This window comes from Rhodococcus sp. JG-3, assembly GCF_000482405.1.
Lineage (GTDB): Bacteria > Actinomycetota > Actinomycetes > Mycobacteriales > Mycobacteriaceae > Rhodococcoides > Rhodococcoides fascians.
Map to the genome: position 1 here is coordinate 2,584,812 of NZ_KI519398.1, position 24,374 is coordinate 2,609,185.

Genomic DNA, 24,374 nt, shown 5'->3' on the forward strand with positions numbered 1-24,374 from the left:
GCGCGAAGCCTATCTCAGGAGTCTGTGAACGAATCCTGCAGACTTTGCAGGATGGTCTCGCGCTGGTCCAACGCTGCGGACGCCGCCTCGGCGGCTGTGAGAACGATGGTCGACGCGAGTTCGCGGGCAGTCACCGATCCGAGATCCTCCGCGAGATCGAGGCCGACCATGGCCCCGGTACCGTCCGCGACGACGCTCACGAGCCCGTTGGGCGAGGCCACTCGAATCCTGATGTGGTCGACGCGCTCCTGTGTCTCACGCAATCCGTCGAGCCGGTGTCGGGCTTTGTCGATCACGGTGTCGAGATCGGTGGGGTGAGAGTGGGTCATACCGGTCGCAACCAACTCGTGGGTGCCGGATCCTGGGCCAGATCGTCGTTCGCGTCGGCGGCCACTCGGGCGTCGGTCGGCAGACCCAGGCGATCGAGGATGTCGGCGGGAACCCCGTCCTCGGCCAACCGGATTCGGCGCTGTGCCCGAGCGGCTGTGGTCGCCCGCGTGCATCGATCCAGGATCGTCGACGCCAATGCTGTTCCCCCGTAACGTAGTTCACGTTCGTCGATAGCGATTGCGATCGGCACTCCATGCTCGGTGGCGCGAACGGATACCGAGCCGGATCGAGTTGCCGATACCGCGCTGACGACGGTGGTGTTCGCGTTCGTCATTGACTTCCTCTCATTCGGTCTGCCTCTCGTTCGGTCCGACCGTTACTGGGTCGGGCGGTAAAAGCCCTTGAATGCCATGTCGCTGTTGGTCGTTCTGATCGGTCCTACCTGCACCGGGTCTCCCGCCTCGACGAGCTGGCCGTTGCCGATGACCATCGCTACGTGGCCGTCCCACACCGCGAGATCGCCGGGCTGTACGTCACCGGCCGCGACCGACGAGCCGATGTCCTGTTCCTGCGCCAGCCGGGGGATGTCGACGCCCTGCTGTGCGTACGCCCATTGGGTCAACCCACTGCAGTCCAGTCCGGTGCCCGGCGTCGTACCGCCCCAGGCGTAGGGGACGCCCTGCTGCGTCAACGCGCTGCGAACGGCACCTGCGGCTTCGGCGTTGGGGGCGGTGACGGTGCTCCCGTCGGGCAATCGCACCTCTACTCCTCGGTCCGCGTCCCCGGCGCGGGGCGAATCCATCGCCGAATTGCTCAAGAAGTGCTGTGCTCCACCGGCTCCGGGGGAGTCCGGCGTGCCGCCGGTTTGTGAGAGCGACTGCGCGAACGTCTTCGCCAGCTTCTCCCCGGTCTCGATGACCTGCGCCGTTGCGGGTGAGGTCATCAGGTTCGAGGGCGAGCCCGGCACCGCTGCGGGGCCGGAGTCGACGGGTGGGGGAACCGCGGGTGGGGAGGCCAGCTCGCCGGCTGTCGCAGCGTGCACGGCCAGTTCGGCGCGCACACGCGCGACCACCGCCAGAGCGCGCTCGAGGTGCTCGATCGCGGCCGAGATCAGCATCGTCTGCCCCATCGGGGTGGCGACGATCGGTCCTGCGGAGAGGGCGATGCCCACGAACGACTGCACTATTGCCTGTAGTTCGACGAAACCCTGCTCGGTATCCCGACATGCCCGATCGACGACGGCGGCGATGTCGTCCGCGTGATCGGCAAGGGCCAGAGCACTCGCATGAGCGTTCTCGGCGTACCGAAGTGCTGCGTCCGCGGCGTCGCCGTTCCAGTTCGAACCAAGTTCGGTGATCGCGATGCGGCCGATTCCCTGGGCGGCCTCGATCGCAGCCGACGACAGTCGCAACACATCCGCGGGGCCTCCGGAGGGAACGGTACCGCCGCCGAAGGCACCGAGCAGCTCGACGATGGGGCGAGAGAGTAGATCGATCATCGCCGCTTACCGAGCGTCCGGTGCGCGACCGGCAGAGTGGGCCGTGACGCCCGCCCCGGTTGCGTCGTCGGTGCGGGCGTACGACACCGCAGCATCGGCGGCCGCGGAACCGAGGCTTGCCACCGCTCCCGCCAGGCGAACGACCGCATCGGTATGGGCCAGATGGGTTCCGGTCACCGTGGCCAGAAATTCCTGCCCGATCACGCCGAACACCGGTGCCAACACGGCGGGCCCACAGGAAGCGGCGGCAGCACCGGCCGCCGCGATCTGCTCGGCCATGGTCGACGCCGCTGCGCCGTAGGCGAGCAGCCCCTCGGTCTCGACGACGAGTTCGTCCATGAGTCCCCCTGAAATCGCGTGCGTTCGCGCAGTCGCCGAATGCGACGCCCAACTGGTTCGACGCGTGTGCGGGCACATCGGTTCCCACGACTTGCCGTTCGCCGTGCGTCTCGGCGATCTCCTCCGGTGGGGCTCATCGTGTGGGGCCTCATGGTGCTGGGCCTTATCCTGTGAGACATGGATACACACGTGGTCGACCACCCACTGGCCGCCGCCCTGCTCACCACCATGCGGGACGAGCGGAGCGACAACGCCACGTTCCGAACTGCGCTCCGCCAGCTCACCCACATGCTGGTGTACGAGGCCACCAGGGACGCCGACATCGACACGTTCGAGGTACGTACTCCCGTCGCAGTCACCCAGGGCACCCGGTTGGCTCGTCCGCCGCTGCTCGTGCCCGTACTGCGTGCCGGTCTCGGTATGGTGGAGAAGGCGAGCGGTCTGATTCCACAGTCTCGCGTCGGGTTCGTCGGGATGGCCAGGGACGAGCAGACGCATCAGCCGGTGCCCTACATGGAGTCCCTGCCCGACGACCTGTCCCAGACTCCGGTCTACGTGCTCGACCCCATGCTGGCGACCGGCGGATCGATGGTGCACACGATCGAGCTGCTCGTCGGACGCGGCGCAACCGATGTCACTGCCATCTGCGTCGTGGCCGCCCCCGAAGGTGTCGCAGCGCTCGAAGCGTCGGGACTCCCGGTGCGACTCGTTGCCGCGAGCATCGACGACGGACTCAACGACAATGCCTTCATCGTCCCGGGCCTCGGCGACGCGGGCGACCGTCAGTTCGGACCCCGCTGATTCGCTCCGGTGCAACCCTGCTCGCGCTCGGGGTGTCCTGGCCCTCCGCCGGGCCCGACACCCCGCGGTTGCGCCTGCTCGATATCGAGACCGAGCAGGTCGAGTTCCAGGAGCTGGTGGGTAACACACTGAGCTACCGCGCTCTCGGCGGTTCGGCAGACCGATACTGCACGGGCCGAACGGCATTCACTGCGGACGGGCCACCGCGGTACGTTCCGTGCCCGGGCCGAGAGCCGGCCGTCGGGTCGAGCCAGTGCGCACGGTGCGCGGACAAGGACGTGTTTCGTTTCGTTCATACCGTGCACCGCAGCGGATTCGTCTCCCGCGATCTGGAAAAGCATGTCATGGCACCGCATTGGCTCTACCTGGCGGCATTTGCCAACGGCACATTCAAGATCGGGACAGCCGCGCAGACTCGCAAATGGGGTCGGCTGGCCGAGCAGGGGGCTATCTGTGCGCAGTACGTCGCGTACGCGGACGACGGCAAGGCCGTGCGTGTCGCCGAGGACCTGGTGACCGAAAGGCTCGGACTACGGCAGGCCGTACGGTCGGCGACGAAGGCAGCATCGCTGTGCGTGCCACTCGATCTCGACCGGTTGGAGGCAGGCACTGCCGCGCGTGCGGAGCAGGTCCGTCAGCTGTTGACCGACGCCGCGATCGGCGGATGTCGGCCGATCGCGGAGCGGTGGACTCCGCCTGCGGGGCGGGAAACATTGAGCGAAAACGATACTCGGGTTGCCTACCCCGCCGATGTCGCAACCGGCTCTCATGGACTGCAGATCAGGACATGCGTCGGGCAGGCGGTGATCGCCTCGGTCGACGAGCAGACCTACGTCGCGGATCTGGCGGCATTGAAGGGTCGGCGCATCGAACTCGGTGCCTTCTCGTCCGATCTGCCTGCGGTGCAGTCGGCACTGTTCTGAGTTACAGCTCTTTTGCGAACGCGGAGAGCTGGGCCAGGAGTTCGTACGCCGTCGCTCTCGCCCTTGCCAGATCCTGCCGGTCCGAGACGGGCTCGACGACCTCGAGGTACGCCTTGAGCTTGGGTTCGGTCCCGGACGGTCGCACGATGACCCGGAGTCCGGATCCCGCGATTTCGACTGCGTCGGTGCGCAACTCGTCGTCCCGGTCGGCGTAGTCCATGACGGTCACCGTGCGTCCCGCCAGCTCCGTCGGCGGCGTGCTGTGTAACCGGCGCATCATGTCCCCGATGTCGGTGAGATCCTGCACTCGGCGCGACACCTGCGCACCGCTGTGGACTCCGAATTCGACGGCGAGGTCGTCGAGTACGTCGAGTAGCGTGCGTCCGTCCTGCTTCAGCGCTGCCGCGAGGTCCGCCAGTACGACGGCGGCAGAGATCCCGTCCTTGTCTCGCACCACATTCGGATCTACGCAGTGACCGATCGCTTCTTCGTAGGCGTACACGAGGCCGTCTCCGGCGCGCACGAGCCATTTGAAACCGGTCAGTGTGCGGGCATAGCGCGCGCCGCGGGCCGGTGCCAGTGCCGAGAGCAGCTGCGAGGACACGATGGTGTTGGCCACCAGTGAGCCGGGCGGCGCGTCACGCAGCAGGTAGTCGGCCAGCAGAGCGCCGGTTTCGTCCCCGGTCAGCATCCGCCAACCGTGAGCGTCTCGGACTCCGACTGCGCAGCGATCGGCATCGGGGTCGAGTGCCACGGCGAGGTCGGCGTCGGTCTCGGCCGCCAGCGCGAGAACCGCGTCCGCAGCACCCGGCTCTTCCGGGTTGGGGAAGGTCACCGTCGGGAAGGACGGATCGGGCTCGAACTGCTCCTCGACCACCCGGATGTCGCGGAACCCAGCGCCGCGCAGTGCCGCCACGGCGAGTTCTCCGCCGACGCCGTGCAGTGCGGTCAGGGCGATACGAACATCGCGTGATCTCGAACGGGGCAGTCTCACAACCGAATCGAGGTAGCGCGACGCGATGTCCGAGCCGCTGGGCTCGACGGCTGTGCGAGGCACGTCGACTGCATCTGCGCTGGCGTCGATGAGCGCCTCGATCTGGGCATCGCTCGGCGGAACCAACTGCGACCCGCCCCGCAGGTACACCTTGTACCCGTTGTCGGCGGCGGGGTTGTGCGATGCGGTGATCTGCACCCCCAGCTCGGCATCGAGCGCCCGTACGGCGAAGGCGACAACGGGCGTGGGGAGTGGTCGAGGCAGAAGGACCACCGAAAATCCTTGCGCGGCCAACGTTTCCGCCGCTGCGAAGGCGAACTGTTCCGAACCGGTGCGCGCGTCACGGCCCACCACGACGGTGGATCCGCCGAGGCCCTGCCCGAGCAGCCACGCTGCGATACCGGCGGTCGCTCGCACGACCACGGCGACGTTCATGCCGTTCGGGCCGGCGCGCACCGGCCCTCGGAGGCCGGCGGTGCCGAAGGTCAACGGACCGCTGAATCGGTCCGCGAGTTCGGAATCGGAGAGGCCGTCGAGTTCGTCGCGGCTCGCCGGATCGGGATCTCCCGCGATCCAGCGTTGCACACGCTCGGTGAGATCCTCGATCACAGTCGGGTGACCAACTCGTGCAGAAGAGCGCCCATCCGAGCTGCCGAATCCTTGCCCGCAGCGAGCACTTCGGAGTGATCGAGGTGTTCTCCGGTCATGCCGGCAGCGAGGTTGGTGACCAACGAAATTCCCAGCACACGAGCACCCTTTGCACGGGCGGCGATCGTCTCGTGCACCGTCGACATGCCCACCAGATCTGCACCGAACGTGCGCAGCATCTTGATTTCGGCAGGCGTCTCGTAGTGAGGGCCCGGCAGTCCCGCGTAGACGCCGTCCTCGAGAGACGGATCGATCTCGGCCGCGAGAGCGCGGAGTTCGGGTGAGTAGGCACCGACGAGATCGACGAATTCGGCGCCGACGAGCGGCGAACGGGCGGTCAGGTTGAGGTGATCGGAAATCAGAACCGGTTGGCCGACGCTCATGCCTTCACGGATGCCGCCGGCGGCGTTGGTGAGGACGACGGTCGTCGCGCCTGCCGCGATCGCGGTGCGCACCGGGTGCACGACGCGTCGGAGGTCGTGACCCTCGTAGGCGTGCGTACGGCCCTGAAGTAACAGAGTGTGGGTTCCGCCCACGTCCACCGAGGTGATCGTGCCGGAGTGGCCCGACGCGGACGGCGGCGCGAAGCCGGGGAGATCGGCCATGCGCACGGTCGCGGTGGGGGAGCCGAAGACATCTGCGGCCGCCTGCCAGCCGGAGCCGAGGACGATGGCGACGGTATGGGTGTCGATGCCGGTCGCTGCAGCGAGAGCATCGGCGGCGGTGCGCGCCGCCGCATCGGGATCGGTCACGGGATCGGTTGCTCGTGCGTCGGAAGTTGCCACGATGAACAACAGTATGAGATCGCTGCGATGGATGTGGAACCGAGACGGTGCGACCGGGAAGTTACCGCCGAGTAGTATCCGCTGCATGCCTTATCTCGAACGCGACGGTGATGTCCACATCTTGTTCCTCGGTGCCCAGGAGGGCGCGGGCAATCCAGAGAACAGGTTCCACCCCGACTGGATAGATGCCGTCCATGCACTGCTCGACGAGGTCGAGGCATCGACCGGTCCGGCCGCGCTGGTCACCACCTCGGCAGGCAAGTTCTACAGCAACGGACTCGATACCGATTGGCTGTTCGCGAACCTGGACCGGATCACCTGGTACCTCGACCGCGTGCACACGCTCTACACGCGGCTGCTGGCGTTCCCGATGCCCACGGTCGCAGCGGTGCAGGGCCATGCGTTCGGTGCCGGCGCGATGTTCGCGACATCGCAGGATTTCCGCATCCAGCGCGCAGACCGAGGCTTCTACTGCCTGCCGGAGGTCAACCTCAACATGCCGTTCACCGTCGGCATGTCTGCCCTGATCAATTCCAGGCTGCCCAAGCAGACCGCCGTCGAGGCGATGCTGACCGGCCGTCGTTACGGCGGGGCCGATGCGGTGGCCGCAGGAATCGTCGAGGCCACCGCGTCCGAGGAATCGGTGGTCTCCGACGCCGTTGCCAAGGCGGCGGCGCTGACCAGCACCCGGGGAGCGAACCTGGCCGGCATCAAGAGGCGGATGCACGTGGACCTGCTCGCTGCGCTGACGACGCCGACGGACGACAGCAACTTCAGCTTCGGCAACTAGCCCCGTCCGGCACTGTTCGGGCTCGGAGTCGGCACAGCCGTTCCGACACGCCGCCGCGCTAGTGACACACTGTCTCTCGTGATCGACGAACCGAACAGTGCCGCCGTGGGCGAGGAGATCGGCCGCGCGCTCGCTCACGCAACCGACGAAGTGGTTGCGCTGTCGCACTCGATTCACGCAGAACCGGAACTGGCGTTCGAGGAATACCGCAGCGTTGCGAAGGTCCTCGACACGCTCCGCGCCCACCATTTCGAGATCGAATCCGGGGTCGCCGGCATCGACACCGCATTCACCGCGTCGGTGGGTAGCGGCGAACTCGTGATCGGAATCTGCGCGGAGTACGACGCGTTGCCCGAGATCGGTCATGCCTGCGGACACAACATCATCGCCGCGTCCGCGGTGGGTGCCGCCCTGGCGCTCGCGCCGGTGGCCGATGCGCTCGGCATCACGGTCCGAGTGCTCGGCACCCCTGCCGAGGAAACGGGCGGTGGCAAGGTCCTGATGCTCGAGCGCGGCGTCTTCGACGACATCGGTGCCGCACTGATGGTGCATCCGGGCCCGTTCGACATCGTGGGCGCGACGTCGCTGGCATTGGCCGACGTTGCCGTCAAATTCACCGGCCGTGCGGCCCATGCGTCGGCCGCCCCCGAGTGGGGAATCAACGCGGGCGATGCCGTCACCGTCGCGCAGGTGGCGCTCGGGCTCATTCGCCAGCACCTCTCGCCCGGCCAGCAACTGCACGGCATCGTCAGCGACGGCGGCGTCGCGCCGAACATCGTGCCCGGACATGCCGAGCTGCTCTACTATCTTCGCGCGAACAGCACCGAGTCACTCGAGGCGCTGACGAAGAAGACGTTCGCCTGTTTCGAGGCGGGTGCCATTGCCACCGGATGCACACACGAAATCCGCACGGTGTCGCCGACGTACGCGGCCCTGACCCCGGATTCGTGGCTGGTGGCGGCATTTCGTCAGGAAATCGAATCATTGGGACGGTCGCCCTTGGCACCGGATTTGGAAGGATTTCGCCCGTTGGGCAGCACTGACATGGGAAACGTGACGAATGTTCTACCCGGAATCCACCCCGTCGTCGGCCTCGATGCCGGAGGGGCGGTGACGCATCAACCGGAGTTCGCCGCCGCGTGTGTCACCGAGTCCGCCGATCGTGCACTGCTCGACGGTGCTCTCGCCCTCGCCGGAACGGCCGCTTGTGCCGCAGCCGATCCACAGACCCGGGCGCGTCTGCTCGACGGTGTGAACGCTCGATCCGCGGTGCAGCGATGAGCGCAGGCGAAGAGGCAGAAGTTCGGATGAGCGCAGGCGAAGAGGCAGAAGTTCGGATGAGCGCAGGCGAAGAGGCAGAAGTTCGGATGAGTTCACGTGAAGCCGCGATCGATCGGTGGATCCAGGCTCACACAGAAGATCTGTCCCTGTGGCGTCGGCACATTCACGCCCATCCGGAACTGGCCCGTCGTGAATTCGCTACGACGGCGTTCGTCATGGAGCAGCTGTCGGCGGCAGGCCTGTCACCCAAACCTCTGCCCGGCGGTACGGGCTTGATCTGCGATATCGGTCCCGACGGCCCGCGCGTCGCGCTGCGCGCGGACATGGACGCGCTGCCGCTGCAGGAGATCACCGGTGCGCCGTACACGTCGACGGTTCCCGGCGTATCCCACGCGTGCGGGCACGATGCCCACACCACGGTGTTGCTGGCGACCGGACTAGCGCTGGCGTCGCTGCCGGACCTGCAGTACGGGGTTCGGCTGATCTTCCAGCCTGCCGAAGAGGTCATGCCGGGCGGTGCACTCGACGCTGTTGCCGCGGGAGCGCTCGATGGGGTGTCGAAGATTTTCGCGTTGCACTGCGATCCTCGGCTCGAGGTGGGGCAGGTGGGAGTGCGTGTCGGGGCCATCACCTCCGCCGCCGACACCGTCGAATTGCGTCTGGACTCGCCGGGCGGGCACACGTCGAGGCCCCATCTGACGACCGATCTGGTCTACGCGTTGGGCACCGTCATCACCGGGCTGCCCGGCATGTTGAGCAGACGAATCGATCCGCGAACCAGCACAGTGATGGTCTGGGGCGCGGTCGTGGCGGGGCAGGCCCCCAACGCCATTCCGCAGACCGGCATGCTCACCGGAACAGTACGGACCGGCGACCACGAAACGTGGGCGCTGCTCGAGCCGCTCGTTTCCGAGATCGTCACCGGTCTGCTGGCACCGACCGGGGTGCGCTTCGAGCTGCACTACCGTCGCGGCGTACCGCCTGTGGTGAACGATCCGGCGTCCACGGCCACCTTCGAGAAGGCCATCGGCCGAGTCGGCCCGACAGCATTGGCCGACACGGCGCAGTCCGGTGGCGGCGAGGACTTCTCGTGGTACCTGGAGAACGTGCCGGGAGCGATGGCCCGACTGGGCGTGTGGTCGGGGACCGGTCCGCAACTCGACATCCATCAGCCGACATTCGACCTCGACGAGCGAGCCTTGGCCGTGGGTGTGAAAGTGATGACCGGAATCGCATTGGACCCGAACTAGCGGTCGGGCGGTTGTCGTCGCCGCTGACCGCGAACTTCTACGACGTGGTGCCCGGTCCTACGTTGCGGCTGTTCCTGGTGCGTAGGTCGCGCACGTATTCGGCTGGGGCACCGGCAATTTCGGCGGCCTCGGCCATGACCCCGAGGTAGCGTGCCGACGGTAGGCCACCCTCGTAGGCGTCGAGAACGTAGAGCCACGCCAGGACCGGCTCGCCTCCGGTCTCGATGCGCAGCCGGATCTTGCGGTGGATGCCGAGCTCCGAGCCCTCCCACCGATCCAGGCTCTCCTCGTCCTCATCGGAGACGTCGTAGAGCACCACGAAGACCTGTGAGTCCGGGTCCTCGACGATCGTGGCGAGCGCGCCCTCCCAGCCGATGTCGCCACCGCCGAAGGTCAAGCGCCACCCGTGCAGCCACCCGGTTCCCGACAGCGGTGAGTGGGGGCAACGCTGCAACATCTGCTCCGGATGCATGTTCGATCCGTAGGCGGCATAAATTGGCACGTCGGCCAGCCTAAACCGTATCGCCGCCCGTTGACGCCCCGTGGTGGTGTTTCGGTGCGTCGTCGCAGGTACGCCGAGCGGCGGGTGGAGTGAAGCTAGCCTTACCGACGCGCGGAACCGGACACTGCAATACCGTTGACGTGACACAGTACAAAGATTTCAGCACGCGAGAAGAGGATCAATGACCCGGATTGTGATCATCGGTGGTGGTCCGGCAGGGTACGAAGCAGCATTGGTGGCGGCGCAGCACGGCGGACAGGTGACGCTCGTCGATTCCGACGGCATCGGTGGTGCGTGCGTTCTGTGGGACTGCGTGCCGTCGAAGACGTTCATCGCCTCGACCGGCATTCGCACCGAGATGCGTCGCGCGAGCGACCTCGGAATCTCACTCGACCCATCACAGGCAGCCGTCGCGCTGCCCCAGATTCATTCGCGAGTGAAGAGCCTCGCGCAGGCGCAGTCCACCGACATCGCGCACCGGGTTACCTCGGTGGGCGTCGAAATACTGGCCGGTCGCGCCGAGATGATCGACACGCACGTCGGATTGGCCTCGCACCAGATCAAGGCGGTGTTGGCCGACGGCGAGGAGCGAATTCTCGACGCCGATGTCGTCCTCGTCGCCACCGGAGCGCGCCCCCGCGTCGTCAAGGGTGCCGAGCCGGACGGCGAACGCATTCTCAACTGGCGTCAGTTGTACGACCTCGAAGCACTACCCGAACACCTCGTCGTCGTGGGATCCGGTGTGACCGGTGCCGAGTTCGTCTCGGCCTACACCGAGATGGGCGTCAAGGTCACCGCGGTATCGAGCCGCGATCGCGTCCTCCCGCACGAGGACGAGGACGCCGCCCTGGTGCTCGAAGACGCGTTCAACGAACGCGGCGTCACCCTCGTCAAGCATGCCCGCGCAGACTCGGTCGTCCGCACCGACGACGGCATCGTCGTCACGCTGTCCGACGGGCGCACCGTCGAGGGCAGCCACGCGCTGATGACCGTCGGTTCCGTTCCAAACACCTCCGGTCTCGGACTCGAAAAGGTGGGCATCGAACTCGACAAGGGTGGATACCTGCGTGTCGACCGCGTGTCTCGTACCGCGGTCGCGGGCATCTACGCGGCGGGTGACTGCACGGGTCTGCTGCCGTTGGCGTCGGTGGCCGCGATGCAGGGACGCATCGCGATGTACCACGCCCTGGGCCAGGCCGTCAGTCCCATCAAGCTCAAGACCGTGGCGTCGGCGGTGTTCACGCGGCCCGAGATCGCATCGGTCGGCGTCGCACAGTCCGCGATCGATGCAGGCGACGTACCGGCACGCACGGTGATGTTGCCGTTGACGACCAACCCGCGAGCGAAGATGAGTGGTCTCAAGCGTGGTTTCGTCAAGATTTTCTGTCGCCCCGCCACCGGTGTGGTCATCGGTGGCGTGGTGGTTGCTCCGAGCGCATCGGAGTTGATTCTTCCGATCGCGATGGCCGTGCAGAACAATCTGTCGGTGAACGACCTCGCCAACACGTTCTCGGTCTATCCGTCGCTGTCGGGTTCGGTCATCGAGGCCGCGCGTCAGTTGATGGCGCACGACGACCTGGACTGATTTCACAATGTGAGAAGTGCGTTTCATATTCCGGACGCACATGACATAGTCGAGAGAGCGGACACACCCGTCCGCTCTCTCTTCGACTCTGCGGATCCGCGGGCCGTTCTTCCCGTCCCTGCTGCCCTGGAGTCTCTTTCGTGTCTTCGATTCATCCGCCTGCCGGCTTGGCCCGACGCACCGCAACACTCGACAGTTCGGCCATCCGCGACCATCTGGCCCTGACCGCTCGCGACGAGATCATCAGCCTGGCCGGCGGTTTACCGGCCACAGATCTCATACCGGTCGACCGCATCGCTGCCGCAGCGGACGCAGTGCTGCGACACTCCGACGCAGTGCAGTACTGCGAGACCTCCGGCCACCGCACACTGCGCAACGTGATCGCCGCCAGAGAGAGCGCCGTGCGCGGGGGAGTGACGGTTCCGACTGACACCGTCGTCGTGACGCACGGATCGCAGCAGGCCCTGACACTGCTCGCGCAGGCGCTGATCGACCCGGGTGCCGTCGTGGTGGTCGACGAACCGGCGTATACCGGAGCGCTGCAGGTGTTTTCGATTGCCGAGGCACAGATCGAATCCATCCCCATCACCGATGGCGGGATGGATGTCGACGAGCTCGAAGCGCGGCTGCTCGCCGGCCTGCGGCCCGCGGTGGTCCATACGGTCGCCAACTTTCACAACCCCCGCGGCGTGACGATGACCGAGGCTCGCCGTCGCCGACTCGCGGCCCTGGCCGACCGGTACGGATTCTGGATTATCGAGGACGATCCGTACAGCGAGATCTGGTTCGACACAATCGAATCCGGACCGCCCCCGTTGCCGATCGCGTGTCACAGCGATCGGGTCGTCAGGTTGTCGAGCGCGTCGAAGATCCTGGCGCCGACTCTGCGCGTGGGATGGTTCGTTGCCCCGCCCCGAGTGTGCGCGGCGGTGGAACTGCTCAAACAGGGTGCCGATCTGTGCGGTTCCTCGCTGACACAGCTGATGGCGGCCGACCTGCTGGGCGACACCGAGTGGCTGGCGGACCACCTGACCGATCTTCGGCGTGAGTACGGTTGTCGCGCAGACGCATTGACGAGCGCTCTTTCCGGGGAATTCGGTTCGGCGCTGGACGTCTCGCGACCCACAGGTGGAATGTTCGCATGGGCGACCTTTCGTGACGGGACCGATACCACCGAGCTGCTCGCTGCGGCGCTCGCGCACGGCGTCGCGTTCGTGCCGGGTAGCGCGTTCGTGCGCGCTGCAACGTCCACGTCGGCCGAGTACTTCCGCCACTCGCTGAGGTTGAGCTTCGCCGGCTCCACACCGGAGGTGCTGAACGAGGCGGTGCGGCGGCTGAGCGCGGCACATGCGTCGATGACACGGCGGAGCTGAACCGCGACCAGCCTGCGCTGGTTCTGCGCTCGGCCGACCTGGGGCGGTAGCCTGACGTGGGAGACATCGCGAGGAATTTTCGAGGACAGGGAGCGTCCAGTGAGCAACCGATCGAACACGAAGTTCCTCGGACCCACCCAACGGGTGGAGGCGTGGGACCAGCTCGGACGCGAACAATTCGACGTCGTGGTCGTCGGCGGTGGCGTCGTGGGTTCGGGTGCCGCGCTCGACGCGGCAACACGAGGCCTGAAGGTGGCGCTCGTGGAGGCGCGTGACTACGCGTCGGGCACGTCCTCTCGCTCGTCCAAGATGTTCCACGGTGGCCTTCGCTACCTCGAACAACTCGAGTTCGGACTCGTCCGTGAGGCGCTGCACGAACGTGAACTCTCGCTCTCCACACTCGCGCCGCATCTGGTCAAACCGCTGAAATTCCTGTTCCCCCTCACCCATCGGGGGTGGGAGCGCCCGTACATCGCGGCGGGTATCTTTCTGTACGACCGGATGGGCGGTGCCAAATCGGTTCCGCAACAGAAGCATCTGACCCGTTCGGGTGCCCTGCGGATGTCGCCCGGCCTCAAGCGGAAATCGCTGATCGGCGGAATTCGGTACTACGACACCGTCGTCGACGACGCGCGGCACACGATGACCGTCGCCAGAACGGCAGCCCACTACGGCGCAGTGGTGCGGACGTCCACTCAGGTCGTGGGGTTCCTCCGTGAAGCCGACCGTGTTTCCGGTGTGCGAGTGCGAGATTCGGAGACCGGGGCCACCACCGAGGTACGTGCGCACGTGGTGATCAACGCCACGGGCGTGTGGACCGACGAAATTCAGTCGCTGTCGAACATGCGTGGTCGCTTCCGAGTACGGGCCTCGAAGGGTGTGCACATCGTGGTGCCGCGAGATCGGATCGTCAGCGAGGCCGCGATCATTCTGCGCACCGAGAAGTCCGTGCTGTTCATCATTCCGTGGGGCGCGCACTGGATCATCGGGACCACCGATACCGACTGGAACCTCGATCTCGCGCATCCTGCCGCGACCAAAGCCGATATCGACTACATTCTCGGCGAAGTCAACGGGGTGCTCGTCACGCCGCTCACGCACGACGACATCGACGGCGTCTACGCGGGATTGCGGCCGCTACTGGCGGGTGAAAGCGACGAGACGTCCAAGCTGTCCCGTGAGCACGCGGTGGCGCGGGTGGCACCGGGACTCATTGCCATCGCAGGTGGCAAGTACACGACCTACCGGGTGATGGCCGAGGACGCAGTGGATCTCGCGGCCGAGGACATCCCGGCGCGGGTGGCGTCGTCGATCACCGAGAAAGTGCCGCTCGTCGGCGCGGACGGTTACTTCGCCCTGGTCAATCAGGCCCCGCACCTGGGCGAAGTACACGGGCTGCATCCGCACCGAGTGACTCATCTGCTGGACCGGTACGGCTCGCTGATCGACGAGGTGCTGGCCATGGCGGACGGCAAACCCGAACTGCTGCAACCGTTGACCGACGCGCCGGCTTATCTGCAGGTCGAGGTGGTCTATGCCGCTGCGGCCGAGGGCGCACTGCACCTCGAGGACGTGCTGTCGCGGCGCACCCGGATTTCCATCGAGTACTCGCATCGTGGGATGAACTGCGCGGGTCAGGTCGCCGCACTCATCGCCCCGATCCTGGGGTGGGACGAGGCCACGGTCGACCGTGAGGTCGACACGTACCGGGCTCGGGTCGAGGCCGAGATCGCGTCGCAGCGTCAGCCGGACGACGAATCTGCCGACGCCCTGCGCGTCGTCGCCCCCGAAGCGCGTCAGGAAATTCTCGAACCCGTCCGGACCCTCTGAGTCACGGAACCCGAACCAGCGTCCGCGGTGCGCGAGCAGCCGTCGCGCCGGAGACAGCCATGACCAGCAGGGTGAGTATCGCAAGTGTCAACATACGATCCATGGTGATCGGCGAAGCTGTGAGCAGGCTTGGTCTCACCTGACGAAGCTCTGTGAAGGCCGGTCATCTCTGGCAGTGCGGGCAGTAGTAGATCTGCCGTTCTTCGAGTGGGTTGTCGCCGATCAGTCCGAACTCGATGGTGGTACCGCACCGTCGGCACGGCTTGTTCTCGCGGCCGTACACCCAGAAATGACGACCCGCGCGACGATCCCCGGTGGTGACGCGTTGATTGCGATTCTTGTTGGCGGTGATGGTGCGGAAGGACAGGTCGATCATCTTCTTCAGGTCTCCGGAGTCCTCGACCGGAGTGCGGGGATCGACTCCGCGAAGGAAGCAGATCTCGTTGCGGTAGACATTGCCCAGTCCGGCTATGTTGCGCTGATCGAGCAGGGCCAGGCCGATCGGTCGGCCGGGGTCCGACTCCAGATTGGTCAGGGCGACACCTGGGTCCCAGTCGGGTCCGAGTAGATCCGGTCCGAGATAGCCGACAGCGTCGTCCTCGTTCTCGAGGATCTCCAGCACGCCCAGCTCGAATCCGATGGCCTGCGCCTTCTCGGTGTTCAGAATGATCCGAGCTTGGAAGGCCGGACGACGCCAGCGAGCCCCCAGTGCATAGACGTGCCAGGTGCCTTCCATCTTCAGGTGCGAGTGGATCGAGTAGCCGCCCACTCTGATCAGCAGGTGTTTGCCCCTCGACGCGACGGACTCGACCGTTTCGCCGGTGAAGTCGACTGTGGCGTAACGGGGTACACGAATGTCGCAGGCAGTGAGCTGCTGGCCCTCGAGCGCTGCCCGCAGAGTGTTGGCGGCGCGCCAGACGGTATCGCCCTCGGGCATCTACGTCCTCTCTCGTTCTTCGGTTCTCTTCTTCGTCAGTGGTGCGGTGCCTCAGCGCCGCAGGCGTAGTCCGCGGGGAGTCGCCGAGAAACCGGCCGCGGTCAGCGTCTTCGAGAAGTCCGTGCCGTGGATATCGTGACCGTTGATCCGTTCGACCAGTAACTTGTCCACCCCGCCGCGCTTGACAGTGGTCGCCAATGCCGTTGCTGCAGAAGCGATGTCCTCGGTGTTGTCGCCGAAGGTCAGCACCGACTTCCCGCCACGTTCGACGAACATCGTCAACTCCCCACGAACGAGTACGACCAGCGCTCCCGCCTTGCGACCCGGCCGGTGCTTCGTCGTGTCGTCGGTGTCTTCGCCGCCGGCCTTCGGCCAGGGCAGTGCTCCGCCGTAGGGGTTGGCCGGATCGCAGGACGCGAGTACGACGGCGGTGGCGTTCTTCTTCGGTTCGTCGTAACTACGCAACCGGTCGACGACGTCGGAGGTGGAGAACTGAGCGCCGCCCAGCGAATCGACGAAATAGCCGCGGCGGCAGCGACCCGAATCCTCGAACCCCGTCAGCACCTTGTACATCGTGGCGAATCCGCCGGGGACACCTTCGTTCATGACCGAACCGCGGGTCACCACGCCATAGCGTTCGAGAAGTACATCTGCGGTGGCATGAGCCCGGACGGTGAGGTCCGGTTCGAGTTCGGGCAATCGCGACCATCGGCCGCCGGCCGTCGGGGGGCCGGTGCGGGTGGGCAGGGACGGCCGCTCGAACTGACGGTAGGAACGCAGGCGCGGGGTTCGACGCGGTGCTCGATGACTCGGGGCGGAGCGAGTGGCCGTGGAGTTCAACAGCGCTCGCAGTGGCGCGAACGTGTCGTTGCTGAGCCGTCCGGCCCACACCAGCTCCCAGAGCGCAGCCTGCAGAGCCGTGTCGTCGGTGCTGCCGACGGTGTCCGAGAGCTGCCGGAAGAAGTACGCACCGCCGCCCGCGACGGCGTCCTGAATTCGAATCTGCAACTCGGACAGGTCGGATTCGGCGGCGGGCACCAGGGTCAGTGGCGCGGTATCGGCCATGTGCAGGCTCACCCAGCCGTCTTTGGACGAGATTGCACCGTGTCCCGCCCACAACACCTCACCGGTGGAGGTCAACTCGTCGAGCATGGCGGGGCTGTAGTCGCTCACCCGGGAGGCGAGCACGAGAGATTCCCACGCCGACGCCGGAACGGGCACGCCCGCAAGCTGTTCGATGACCGTTGCCACACCGTCGATGCCGCTCAACCGGCGACTGTCCACGTGCTGCCACGCCGGCAGGAAGCGGCCGAGCGTGGCGGTGGACACGGGTTCGACTTCCTGCCGTGCCGCCGCCAGAGATCGCCGCCGCAATCGCCGAAGAACCTCGGCGTCGCACCATTCACTGCCCGTTGCACCGGGACGGAATTCGCCCTCGACGACGCGTTTGTCCACGGCCAGTCGGCGCAGAACGTCACGCACCACGGCGGTACCGACGCCGAACCGCGCGGCTGCGTCGTCGAGGGTGAACGGTCCGTGGGTTCGGGCGTACCGGCTGATCAGGTCGACGAGTGGGTCGTCGACGGGCTCGATGAACGCGGCGGGAGTGCCGATCGGTAGCGGAACACCGAGTGCATCGCGCAAGCGAGCCGCGTCCTCGATGGCCGTCCACCAGTTCTGGCCGGCGAACGAAACTTCCATTGCCCGCTTTGCATCGGCCAACTCGGCGAGCCACTGCGGGAATTCGTTCCCGTTGGTGCGCTGTCCGACTTCCGTGGCGGTCAGCGGACCGAGCAGCCGCAGCAGATCCGCAACACCCTCGATGTCTTTGGCGTGTCTGTCCTCGGGCAGTCGCTGCAACTCGAGCTCGGTGGTGGTGATGACGCTGTCGTCCAGCAACTCTCGCAGCTCGACGCGTCCGAGCAACTCGGCCAGCAGCGCCGAATCGAGAGACAGGGCGGCGGCCCGCCGTTCGGCGAGCGGGCTGTCGCCCTCGTACATGAAAGCGCCGACGTAGTTGAACAGCAACGAATTCGCGAACGGTGACGGTGACGGCGTCTCGACGTCGACGATCCTGATCTGGCGTCGCCCGATGCGGGCCAGGATGTCTTCGAGGGCGGGGAGGTCGTAGACGTCCTGCAGGCACTCGCGCACGGTTTCGAGCAGGATCGGGAACGTTGGGTATTTACGAGCGACGTCGAGCAGCTGTGCCGAACGCTGCCGTTGTTGCCACAGTGGTGCCCGCTTGCCGGGGTTGCGTCGGGGCAGAAGTAGTGCGCGAGCGGCACATTCGCGAAATCTCGACGCGAACAATGCCGATCCGCCGACCTGCTCGGTGACGATGTCGGCGATCTCGTCGCGCTCGAACACGAACAGTTCCGCGCCGGGCGGCTGGTCGTCGGTATCGGGAAGCCGGACGATGATGCCGTCGTCGGATGCCGTGGGGGCGGCGTCGATGCCGTATCGCTCGATCAGCCTCGCGCCGACCGCGAGGGCCCACGGCGCGTGTACCTGCTGACCGTAGGTGGAGTGCAGCACCAATCGCCAGTCGCCGAGTTCGTCGCGAAAGCGCTCGACGATCATCGTCTTGTCGGTGGGGAGCTGGCCGGTGGCCTCGAGTTGTTCGTCGAGCAAAGCGATCAGGTTGTTGACTGCGTTGGCGTCGAGACCGTCGGTGCTCAGCCGCTCGGCCAGGTTGCTGCGGTCGGTGGTGCTCCGCAGAAACTCGCCCAGGGCCCGGCCCAATTCGGCCGGTCGACCGAGGCCGTCGCCGTGCCAGAACGGCAGCCTGCCCGGTTGGCCGTATGCGGGACTGACCAACACCCGGTCGTGCGTGATCTCTTCGATGCGCCAGCTGGTGGCACCGAGTGCGAACACGTCGCCCACTCGCGATTCGTAGACCATCTCCTCGTCGAGTTCGCCTACCCGTGACTGCTTTTCGCCCACCATGTAGACGGTGAACAGGCCGCGGTCGGGGATGGTACCGCCGGACGTGACGGCCAGTCGCTGCGACCCGGGACGGCCGGTGAGAGTGTTGGCGTCGCGGTCCCACACGAGCCGTGGCCGTAGTTCGGCGAACTCGTCCGACGGGTAACGGCCCGAGAGCAGGTCGAGTGTCGACTCGTAGGCAGACCTGGGCAGAGTGGCGAAACTGCCGGTGCGACGGACGGATTCGAACCAGTCCTCGGCGTCGATGGGTTCGAGTGCGCACGCTGCGACGGTTTGCTGGGCGAGGACGTCGAGGGGATTGGCCGGGACGAAGAGGGCCTCGATCTTGCCCGACGTCATCCGTTCGACGGTGACCGCGCAATGGATGAGATCGGTGCGGTGCTTGGGGAACAGCACGCCCTTGGAGATCTCGCCCACCTGGTGGCCGGCGCGACCGACGCGCTGCAGACCACTGGCCACCGACGGCGGCGCCTCGACCTGGACCACCAGATCGACTGCGCCCATGTCGATTCCGAGCTCCAGACTGCTGGTGGCCACAACGCAGCGCAGACGACCGGTCTTCAGATCGTCTTCGATCAGCGCGCGCTGATCCTTGCTGACACTGCCGTGGTGGGCCCGTGCCAGCAGAGGATCGGCGCCGTGGTTGACGTCGGATGCGGTGCCCACCTGAGATGGTGGTTTGTGCTCGGTATCGACTCCGCCGCCGATACGTTCGGCGTACACCTCGTTGAGCCGCGCGGTGAGTCGTTCCGCGAGCCGGCGCGAGTTGGCGAAGACGATGCACGATTTGTGCTCGAGGATGAGATCGACCATCTTCTCCTCGACGTGCGGCCAGATCGATCCCTGAGCCGGGGGAGCGGCGGAGGTGTCCGCATTCGGGTCGGTGACGCCGAGTTCGGTCATGTCCTCCACGGGCACCTGAACCGTCAGGTCGAAAGTCTTCGGTGCGGGTGGGGCGACGATCTCGATGGGGGCGGCACCGGCGAGGAATCGGCCCACTTCCTCGTGGGGGCGCACCGTCGCGGACAGGCCGATGCGTTGCGCGGGCTTGTCCAGCATCGCGTCGAGGCGCTCGAGGGACACCGCGAGGTGCGCGCCACGCTTCGTGCCTGCCACGGCGTGCACCTCGTCGACGATCACCGTATCGACCTCGGCCAGGATGTCCCGCGCCGCAGAGGTGAGCATGAGGAACAGAGACTCGGGAGTGGTGATCAGAATGTCCGGCGGAGTCTTGATCATGGTCCGGCGATCGGCAGCGCTGGTGTCGCCCGAGCGGACTCCGACGGAAATCTCCGGCGGGTTCAGACCGAGACGCTTGGCTGTCTGGGTGATGCCGACCAACGGAGCTCGCAGGTTGCGCTCGACGTCCACTGCCAGAGCCTTGAGCGGCGATATGTAGAGCACCTTGGTCTTGCGGGTGCTGTCCGCACCCAGCTGGGCCAGCTCGTCGAGGGCCCACAGGAACGCCGACAGCGTTTTGCCCGAGCCGGTCGGCGCGACCACCAGGGTGTGCGATCCGCTGGAAATGGACGACCACGCACCGAGCTGCGCCGACGTGGGAGCCGGAAATGCGCCGTTGAACCACTCGCGAGTCGGCCGCGACAGCTTCTCCATGATGTCGGTGCCGATACTGTGCGTGGCCATCCCACCATCATGCCCCGAGGCACCGACAGGTAACCCCGGAGCGCGAAGCTCGTGCGCTGCGGTGTCGTTTCGCCCGATTCGGGTACCCGGTGGCCATGACCGACGACCAAGAGATCATGCAGAAGATTTCCGCGAAACTCGACGCACTGCTCGGCAGCAAGACGAACGGCCTGCAGAACGAGGTGCCGCCGGGTGCAAGCATCCAATCGGACGAGGACGACGCCGAGCACGGTCCACTCGGCCGGGATTACCACCTGGCGAGCAAGTACGCCCAGGCGCTGGCCATCAACGAGCCTCAGGTGATCGACCGTGACGAGTTCGACCGCTTGGTCGCCGAATACGGCTGAGCCGACGCATTTGAGCGAGCCCCGACCCCTGCATGGGATCGGGGCTCGCTCGTCTCGGGCGCACCTGGCGAACACCCGGGGCCGGTTCTACAGTCGATGGAGTGACCGAACGCAAGAAGCCAGGAGTCACGTTCGAGTCCTGGGTCGACAAACAGATCCGCGAGGCGCAGGACGCCGGTGCATTCGAAGGACTCGACGGCACCGGCAAACCCATCCCGATGGGCGATCCCGACGACGAACTGTGGTGGGTTCGCGGCTATCTGAGGCGAGAGAACCTGCCGGTCGATGCGCTCTTGCCCACGGCGTTGGCCCTGCGCAAAGAGATCGAGCGGCTGCCCTCTACGTTGATCGGTCTCCGGCGCGAGGAGTCCGTACGAGACGTGTTGGACGAGCTCAACGCTCGCATCGTCGAGTGGATTCGCTTTCCTACCCCGCCGATCGTGCCGCTCGGCCCCGTGGATGTCGAGACATGGGTGTCCCGGTGGCGTACCAATCGAACCGAGGTCGACCGATTGGAAAGACAGCACGACGCGGAGTCGGCTGTGACGTCGGGCCGGCCCTCGGCGGCGGACCACGACGGTGCATCGTGGTTCGCGCGCGTTCGCAGCAGGTTCAGCTGGTGGCGCTGAGTCCGATCGTCCTGGCGCAGTAGGCCAGAGCGTCCGCCGCAGTGGACACGAACGGAAGCGCAGCTGTACCGTCCACGCGAACTCGAGAAGGCAACAGCCCGTCGGGGCACATCGGTTCCTCCAGTGTCGTCCACCCGGTTGCGCGCCGGCGCACGCCGCCGACCACGGTGTCGGTCGCGTGCCGGACTCCGCTGCGGAGCGCCACCGGGGCGGTGTCGAGGTGCGTGCGAGCGAAGCGCAGTGCGGCGTCGACAGCGTCGACGGTCTGGGTGGCCGATGATCGGCCGCGCAGCCCGGTGCTCAGGCCGTGGCCGGGGAGATCCAATACCACTACGTCGACGCCTGCCCGTGCGATCTCTTCGGCCAGGGGTGTCAGGTAGCGGGCATGCAGACCGGTATCGGCAACCAGCACCACCGACTGGTCGGTGGCTGTCGCCGATCGGTGTACTTCGATGTGCACTCGCCCGCCGGCGATGTCGAGCTGCCGGTGCACGATATCGAGGCCGGCGACGTCTGCGCGGGCGAGCGCGACCGCGTCGGAGGCCGGCCGCAACGCTGCCTCGCAGGCGAGGTCGCGTTCGAGGGCGTCCTGACTCCTCAGCAGCGACTTGCCCTGCAGCAGAATCATCACGGCGGCAGCCTCATGGGAGGTGAGGGTGGGTGCCCAACCGGTGGCAGCACCGAGCGCGGTCGAATCGACGATGGGCTCTCCGGGCGTGACCCACTGCCCGGAGAACGGCGTGAGGCCGAGGGCGAAGGCGATGTTCGCGATACGCGTCGCCGCTTTCTGTGGAACGTCGAACATCAACTGGCCCTGCATCGCAGCGAGTTCGCGCACGCCGACCCAGTCCACCGGACCCAGGTTGTACGGACCGACGAGGTCGGTCTTGGCCGCGCGGTGGAAGGCGTCGGCCATGTCGTCCTGGAACAAGAATTGATACGAGGCCCGATCCGCTTCCGGGAACGCGCCGATCGGCCCGGTGAACTGGTCGATCCCGTCGTTGGCGAAGTCGGGTCCGACGATGTACGTGCACCGCAACATGGAGATGGTCATCTCACCGGGGTGCCTACGCAGCCACCACTCCGCGTAATGTTCCACCTCGGCTTTGTCGTAGAAGTAATAGCGATTGGGATCGCCTGCTGGATAACTGTTCTCGGTGAGCGGCTCCGGAGCGATGTCGGCACCGTACGCATTGATGCTCGAGGCGATCACCACGCGTGACACCCCCGCTCGGTATGCGGAATCGATGACGTTGCGTGACCCGCGCAGGTTGATGTCGTGGGTCTCGGTCTTGTCTTTGAGCTCCTCGACCACGAACGCCAAGTGCAGCACGACGTCGCACTCGGCGAACGTCTCCTCGAGGTCGGGAGAGCGAATGTCCGAGCGGAGCGAGGTGAACTTCGGGTGCGTGATTCGGGCTGGGCGACGGGCTATCCCGACGACCGCGTCCACCTCGGGATCCTCGAACAGCCTCGGGAGTATCGCGGCCGCGAAGTCACTGGTGGCTCCGGTGACCGCGATACGCACGCCGCGGTGGCGCTCACTCATGAGGGCAGCTCCGCTACGGCCTCGATGATCTGTTCCGTGGCGGTCGACAGGTGTTCTTCGGTGTGCGTTGCCATCACGCACAGGCGAAGTATGGCACCGGATTTCGGCACGGCGGGATGCAAGGCAGCGCTGGTGAAGATGCCACGGTCGTAGAGGTTCTTCCACAGACTCATGGCCACGAGGTCGTCGCCGATGTGGAGTGAGACGATGGGGGCGGCCGTATCGCCGTGGGGTGTGGACGAGCGGCCTGCCACGTCGAGGCCGGCCGATTGCAGTCCGCCGCGCAGGATCTCGGCGTTGTCGAGTACGCGCCGAGCCCGATCCTTGCCCTCGTCGCTTCGGATCAGGCGGACGGAAGCCAATGCGGCACCCACCGCAGCAGGCACACCGGAGGTCGTGAACAGGAAGGCGCGGGCCTTGACCCGGAGGGTGTCGATCAAGTCGCTCGAGCCGGTCACGAACCCGCCGGTGGAACTGGGGCTCTTCGACAGTGACGCCATCGTGACGTCGACGTCCTTGGTGATGCCGAACAGCTCTGCCGCTCCGGTGAGTTCGGGCCCGTAGACACCGAGGCTGTGGGCTTCGTCGACCATCAGCGCTGCGTGATAGCGGATACACAGCTCGGAGACGACGTCGAGCGGTGCCAGGTCGCCCTCCATGGAGTACAGACCGTCGACGATGACCAGCACGGCTCCGTCGTCGACGACGGGTTGCTGGAGTTTGGCTTCGAGATCGGCCATGTCGTTGTGCTTGAACTTGACCACCGACGCGCCCGAGAGGGTGCTGCCGTCGCGGATCGATGCGTGGGCCGCCGAATCGACGATCACCGTGTCACCGGGGCCGACGATCGCACTGATCGTTCCGAGGTTCGTCTGGTAGCCCGTGGTGAAGACGAGTGCGTCGTCCGTTCCGTGCCACTGGGCGATCTCGTGCTCGAGTTCGAGGTGGAGGTCCAGAGTGCCATTGAGCAAACGACTTCCGGTGACTGCGCTGCCGAATGTGTCGAGCGCGTGCTGGGCACCCTCGACAACCTTGGGATGATCGGCAATGCCGAGGTAATTGTTGGATCCGAGCATGATCTTGTCCCGGCCCTCGACGCGAACGACCGGGGCAACGGCCGATTCCATCTTGCGGAAGTACGGGACCACATCGGCGTCTCGAACAGCGCGCAGCAAATCCACGCGCTCGTCTCCGCCGAGTCGTTTCATCAATCTGTTGACAACCATCGTGTACCAGAACTCCTCACAGAGTCGATTGTGGATTGTCGCGAATTCATGAGTTCATTCGGAGCGGGCGGCGCGGGCGATTGGTATTCGGCGGAAGAATATTCAGCGTTTCAAAAGATGCTCTTGCGACGGAAATCGGTTGGTAAATGCGCCCCGAAAAATAA

The 24,374-nt window shown here is 66.1% G+C and carries 21 protein-coding genes; 10 read left to right on the top strand and 11 right to left on the bottom strand.

Annotation, left to right across the window (positions count from 1 at the left end):
* Positions 1-14: 14 nt before the first annotated feature.
* The 4 genes from K414_RS29400 to K414_RS0113645 are packed head-to-tail and all read right to left on the bottom strand — an operon-like array spanning position 15 to position 2,167.
* Positions 15-329: a YbaB/EbfC family nucleoid-associated protein gene (locus K414_RS29400; protein WP_051365109.1), complete on the bottom strand. Its 315-nt coding sequence runs from the start codon at positions 327-329 to the stop codon at positions 15-17.
* Positions 326-664, bottom strand: coding sequence for a hypothetical protein (locus K414_RS0113635; protein WP_027496431.1), 339 nt, complete (start codon positions 662-664; stop codon positions 326-328). Before K414_RS0113635 ends, K414_RS29400 begins: the two co-directional genes overlap by 4 nt.
* Positions 665-706: 42 nt before the next feature.
* Positions 707-1,828, bottom strand: a complete 1,122-nt coding sequence (locus K414_RS0113640) for a C40 family peptidase (protein ID WP_027496432.1) — start codon at positions 1,826-1,828, stop codon at positions 707-709.
* Positions 1,829-1,834: 6 nt separating this feature from the next.
* Entirely contained in the window at positions 1,835-2,167 is a 333-nt protein-coding gene (locus K414_RS0113645; RefSeq protein WP_027496433.1) for a type VII secretion target, read from the bottom strand.
* Between the two features lie 177 nt (positions 2,168-2,344).
* Between K414_RS0113645 and upp the strand changes: the two genes are divergently transcribed.
* Both upp and K414_RS28250 read left to right on the top strand, forming a co-directional pair.
* The gene (gene upp / locus K414_RS0113650) at positions 2,345-2,968 is read left to right on the top strand and encodes a uracil phosphoribosyltransferase (protein WP_027496434.1); all 624 of its coding nucleotides are present in this window, start codon (positions 2,345-2,347) and stop codon (positions 2,966-2,968) included.
* Between the two features lie 32 nt (positions 2,969-3,000).
* Positions 3,001-3,891, top strand: coding sequence for a DUF2797 domain-containing protein (locus K414_RS28250; protein WP_237606183.1), 891 nt, complete (start codon positions 3,001-3,003; stop codon positions 3,889-3,891).
* Between the two features lies 1 nt (position 3,892).
* Here K414_RS28250 and K414_RS0113660 read toward each other — a convergent pair whose 3' ends face one another.
* A complete protein-coding gene (locus tag K414_RS0113660; protein ID WP_027496435.1) occupies positions 3,893-5,494 on the bottom strand; it encodes a phospho-sugar mutase in 1,602 nt (533 codons plus the stop codon).
* Positions 5,491-6,318, bottom strand: a complete 828-nt coding sequence (locus K414_RS0113665) for a purine-nucleoside phosphorylase (RefSeq protein WP_048319886.1) — start codon at positions 6,316-6,318, stop codon at positions 5,491-5,493. Before K414_RS0113665 ends, K414_RS0113660 begins: the two co-directional genes overlap by 4 nt.
* Before the next feature lie 85 nt (positions 6,319-6,403).
* On the opposite strand from K414_RS0113665, the gene K414_RS0113670 reads away from it, so the two are divergent.
* The 3 genes from K414_RS0113670 (at position 6,404) to K414_RS0113680 (ending at position 9,639) form a co-directional block, all read left to right on the top strand.
* A complete protein-coding gene (locus tag K414_RS0113670) occupies positions 6,404-7,108 on the top strand; it encodes an enoyl-CoA hydratase-related protein (RefSeq protein WP_027496437.1) in 705 nt (234 codons plus the stop codon).
* A 117-nt stretch (positions 7,109-7,225) separates the two neighbouring features.
* Complete coding sequence (locus tag K414_RS0113675) at positions 7,226-8,389, top strand: M20 family metallopeptidase (RefSeq protein WP_027496438.1); 1,164 nt, start codon at positions 7,226-7,228, stop codon at positions 8,387-8,389.
* An 86-nt stretch (positions 8,390-8,475) separates the two neighbouring features.
* On the top strand, positions 8,476-9,639 hold the full coding sequence (locus K414_RS0113680) for a M20 family metallopeptidase (RefSeq protein WP_027496439.1): 1,164 nt from the start codon (positions 8,476-8,478) through the stop codon (positions 9,637-9,639).
* Positions 9,640-9,676: 37 nt separating this feature from the next.
* Here K414_RS0113680 and K414_RS0113685 read toward each other — a convergent pair whose 3' ends face one another.
* Complete coding sequence (locus K414_RS0113685) at positions 9,677-10,141, bottom strand: gamma-glutamylcyclotransferase (protein WP_027496440.1); 465 nt, start codon at positions 10,139-10,141, stop codon at positions 9,677-9,679.
* Between the two features lie 181 nt (positions 10,142-10,322).
* Between K414_RS0113685 and K414_RS0113690 the strand changes: the two genes are divergently transcribed.
* The 3 genes from K414_RS0113690 (at position 10,323) to K414_RS0113700 (ending at position 14,929) form a co-directional block, all read left to right on the top strand.
* A complete protein-coding gene (locus tag K414_RS0113690; RefSeq protein WP_027496441.1) occupies positions 10,323-11,726 on the top strand; it encodes an NAD(P)H-quinone dehydrogenase in 1,404 nt (467 codons plus the stop codon).
* A gap of 140 nt (positions 11,727-11,866) precedes the next feature.
* Positions 11,867-13,099 (top strand): PLP-dependent aminotransferase family protein, encoded by a 1,233-nt coding sequence (locus K414_RS0113695; RefSeq protein WP_027496442.1) that lies wholly within the window; start codon positions 11,867-11,869, stop codon positions 13,097-13,099.
* 99 nt (positions 13,100-13,198) lie between these two features.
* Entirely contained in the window at positions 13,199-14,929 is a 1,731-nt protein-coding gene (locus K414_RS0113700; RefSeq protein ID WP_027496443.1) for a glycerol-3-phosphate dehydrogenase/oxidase, read from the top strand.
* A gap of 163 nt (positions 14,930-15,092) precedes the next feature.
* Here K414_RS0113700 and K414_RS0113705 read toward each other — a convergent pair whose 3' ends face one another.
* Together K414_RS0113705 and K414_RS0113710 are read right to left on the bottom strand one after the other, a co-directional pair.
* Entirely contained in the window at positions 15,093-15,866 is a 774-nt protein-coding gene (locus tag K414_RS0113705) for a DNA-formamidopyrimidine glycosylase family protein (protein ID WP_027496444.1), read from the bottom strand.
* A gap of 51 nt (positions 15,867-15,917) precedes the next feature.
* Positions 15,918-20,459, bottom strand: coding sequence for an ATP-dependent helicase (locus tag K414_RS0113710; RefSeq protein ID WP_027496445.1), 4,542 nt, complete (start codon positions 20,457-20,459; stop codon positions 15,918-15,920).
* Between the two features lie 95 nt (positions 20,460-20,554).
* Between K414_RS0113710 and K414_RS0113715 the strand changes: the two genes are divergently transcribed.
* Positions 20,555-20,806 carry a hypothetical protein gene (locus K414_RS0113715; RefSeq protein WP_027496446.1) on the top strand — a complete coding sequence of 84 codons (252 nt, stop codon included), beginning with the start codon at positions 20,555-20,557 and terminating at the stop codon, positions 20,804-20,806.
* Positions 20,807-20,907: 101 nt separating this feature from the next.
* Positions 20,908-21,435 carry a DUF1992 domain-containing protein gene (locus K414_RS0113720; RefSeq protein WP_027496447.1) on the top strand — a complete coding sequence of 176 codons (528 nt, stop codon included), beginning with the start codon at positions 20,908-20,910 and terminating at the stop codon, positions 21,433-21,435.
* Here the strand turns inward: K414_RS0113720 and K414_RS0113725 are convergent.
* Together K414_RS0113725 and K414_RS0113730 are read right to left on the bottom strand one after the other, a co-directional pair.
* Positions 21,419-22,984 (bottom strand): NAD-dependent epimerase/dehydratase family protein, encoded by a 1,566-nt coding sequence (locus K414_RS0113725; protein ID WP_027496448.1) that lies wholly within the window; start codon positions 22,982-22,984, stop codon positions 21,419-21,421. The two genes, K414_RS0113720 and K414_RS0113725, sit on opposite strands and share 17 nt — an antisense overlap.
* Entirely contained in the window at positions 22,981-24,210 is a 1,230-nt protein-coding gene (locus K414_RS0113730) for an aminotransferase class I/II-fold pyridoxal phosphate-dependent enzyme (RefSeq protein WP_027496449.1), read from the bottom strand. Before K414_RS0113730 ends, K414_RS0113725 begins: the two co-directional genes overlap by 4 nt.
* Positions 24,211-24,374: the final 164 nt, after the last annotated feature.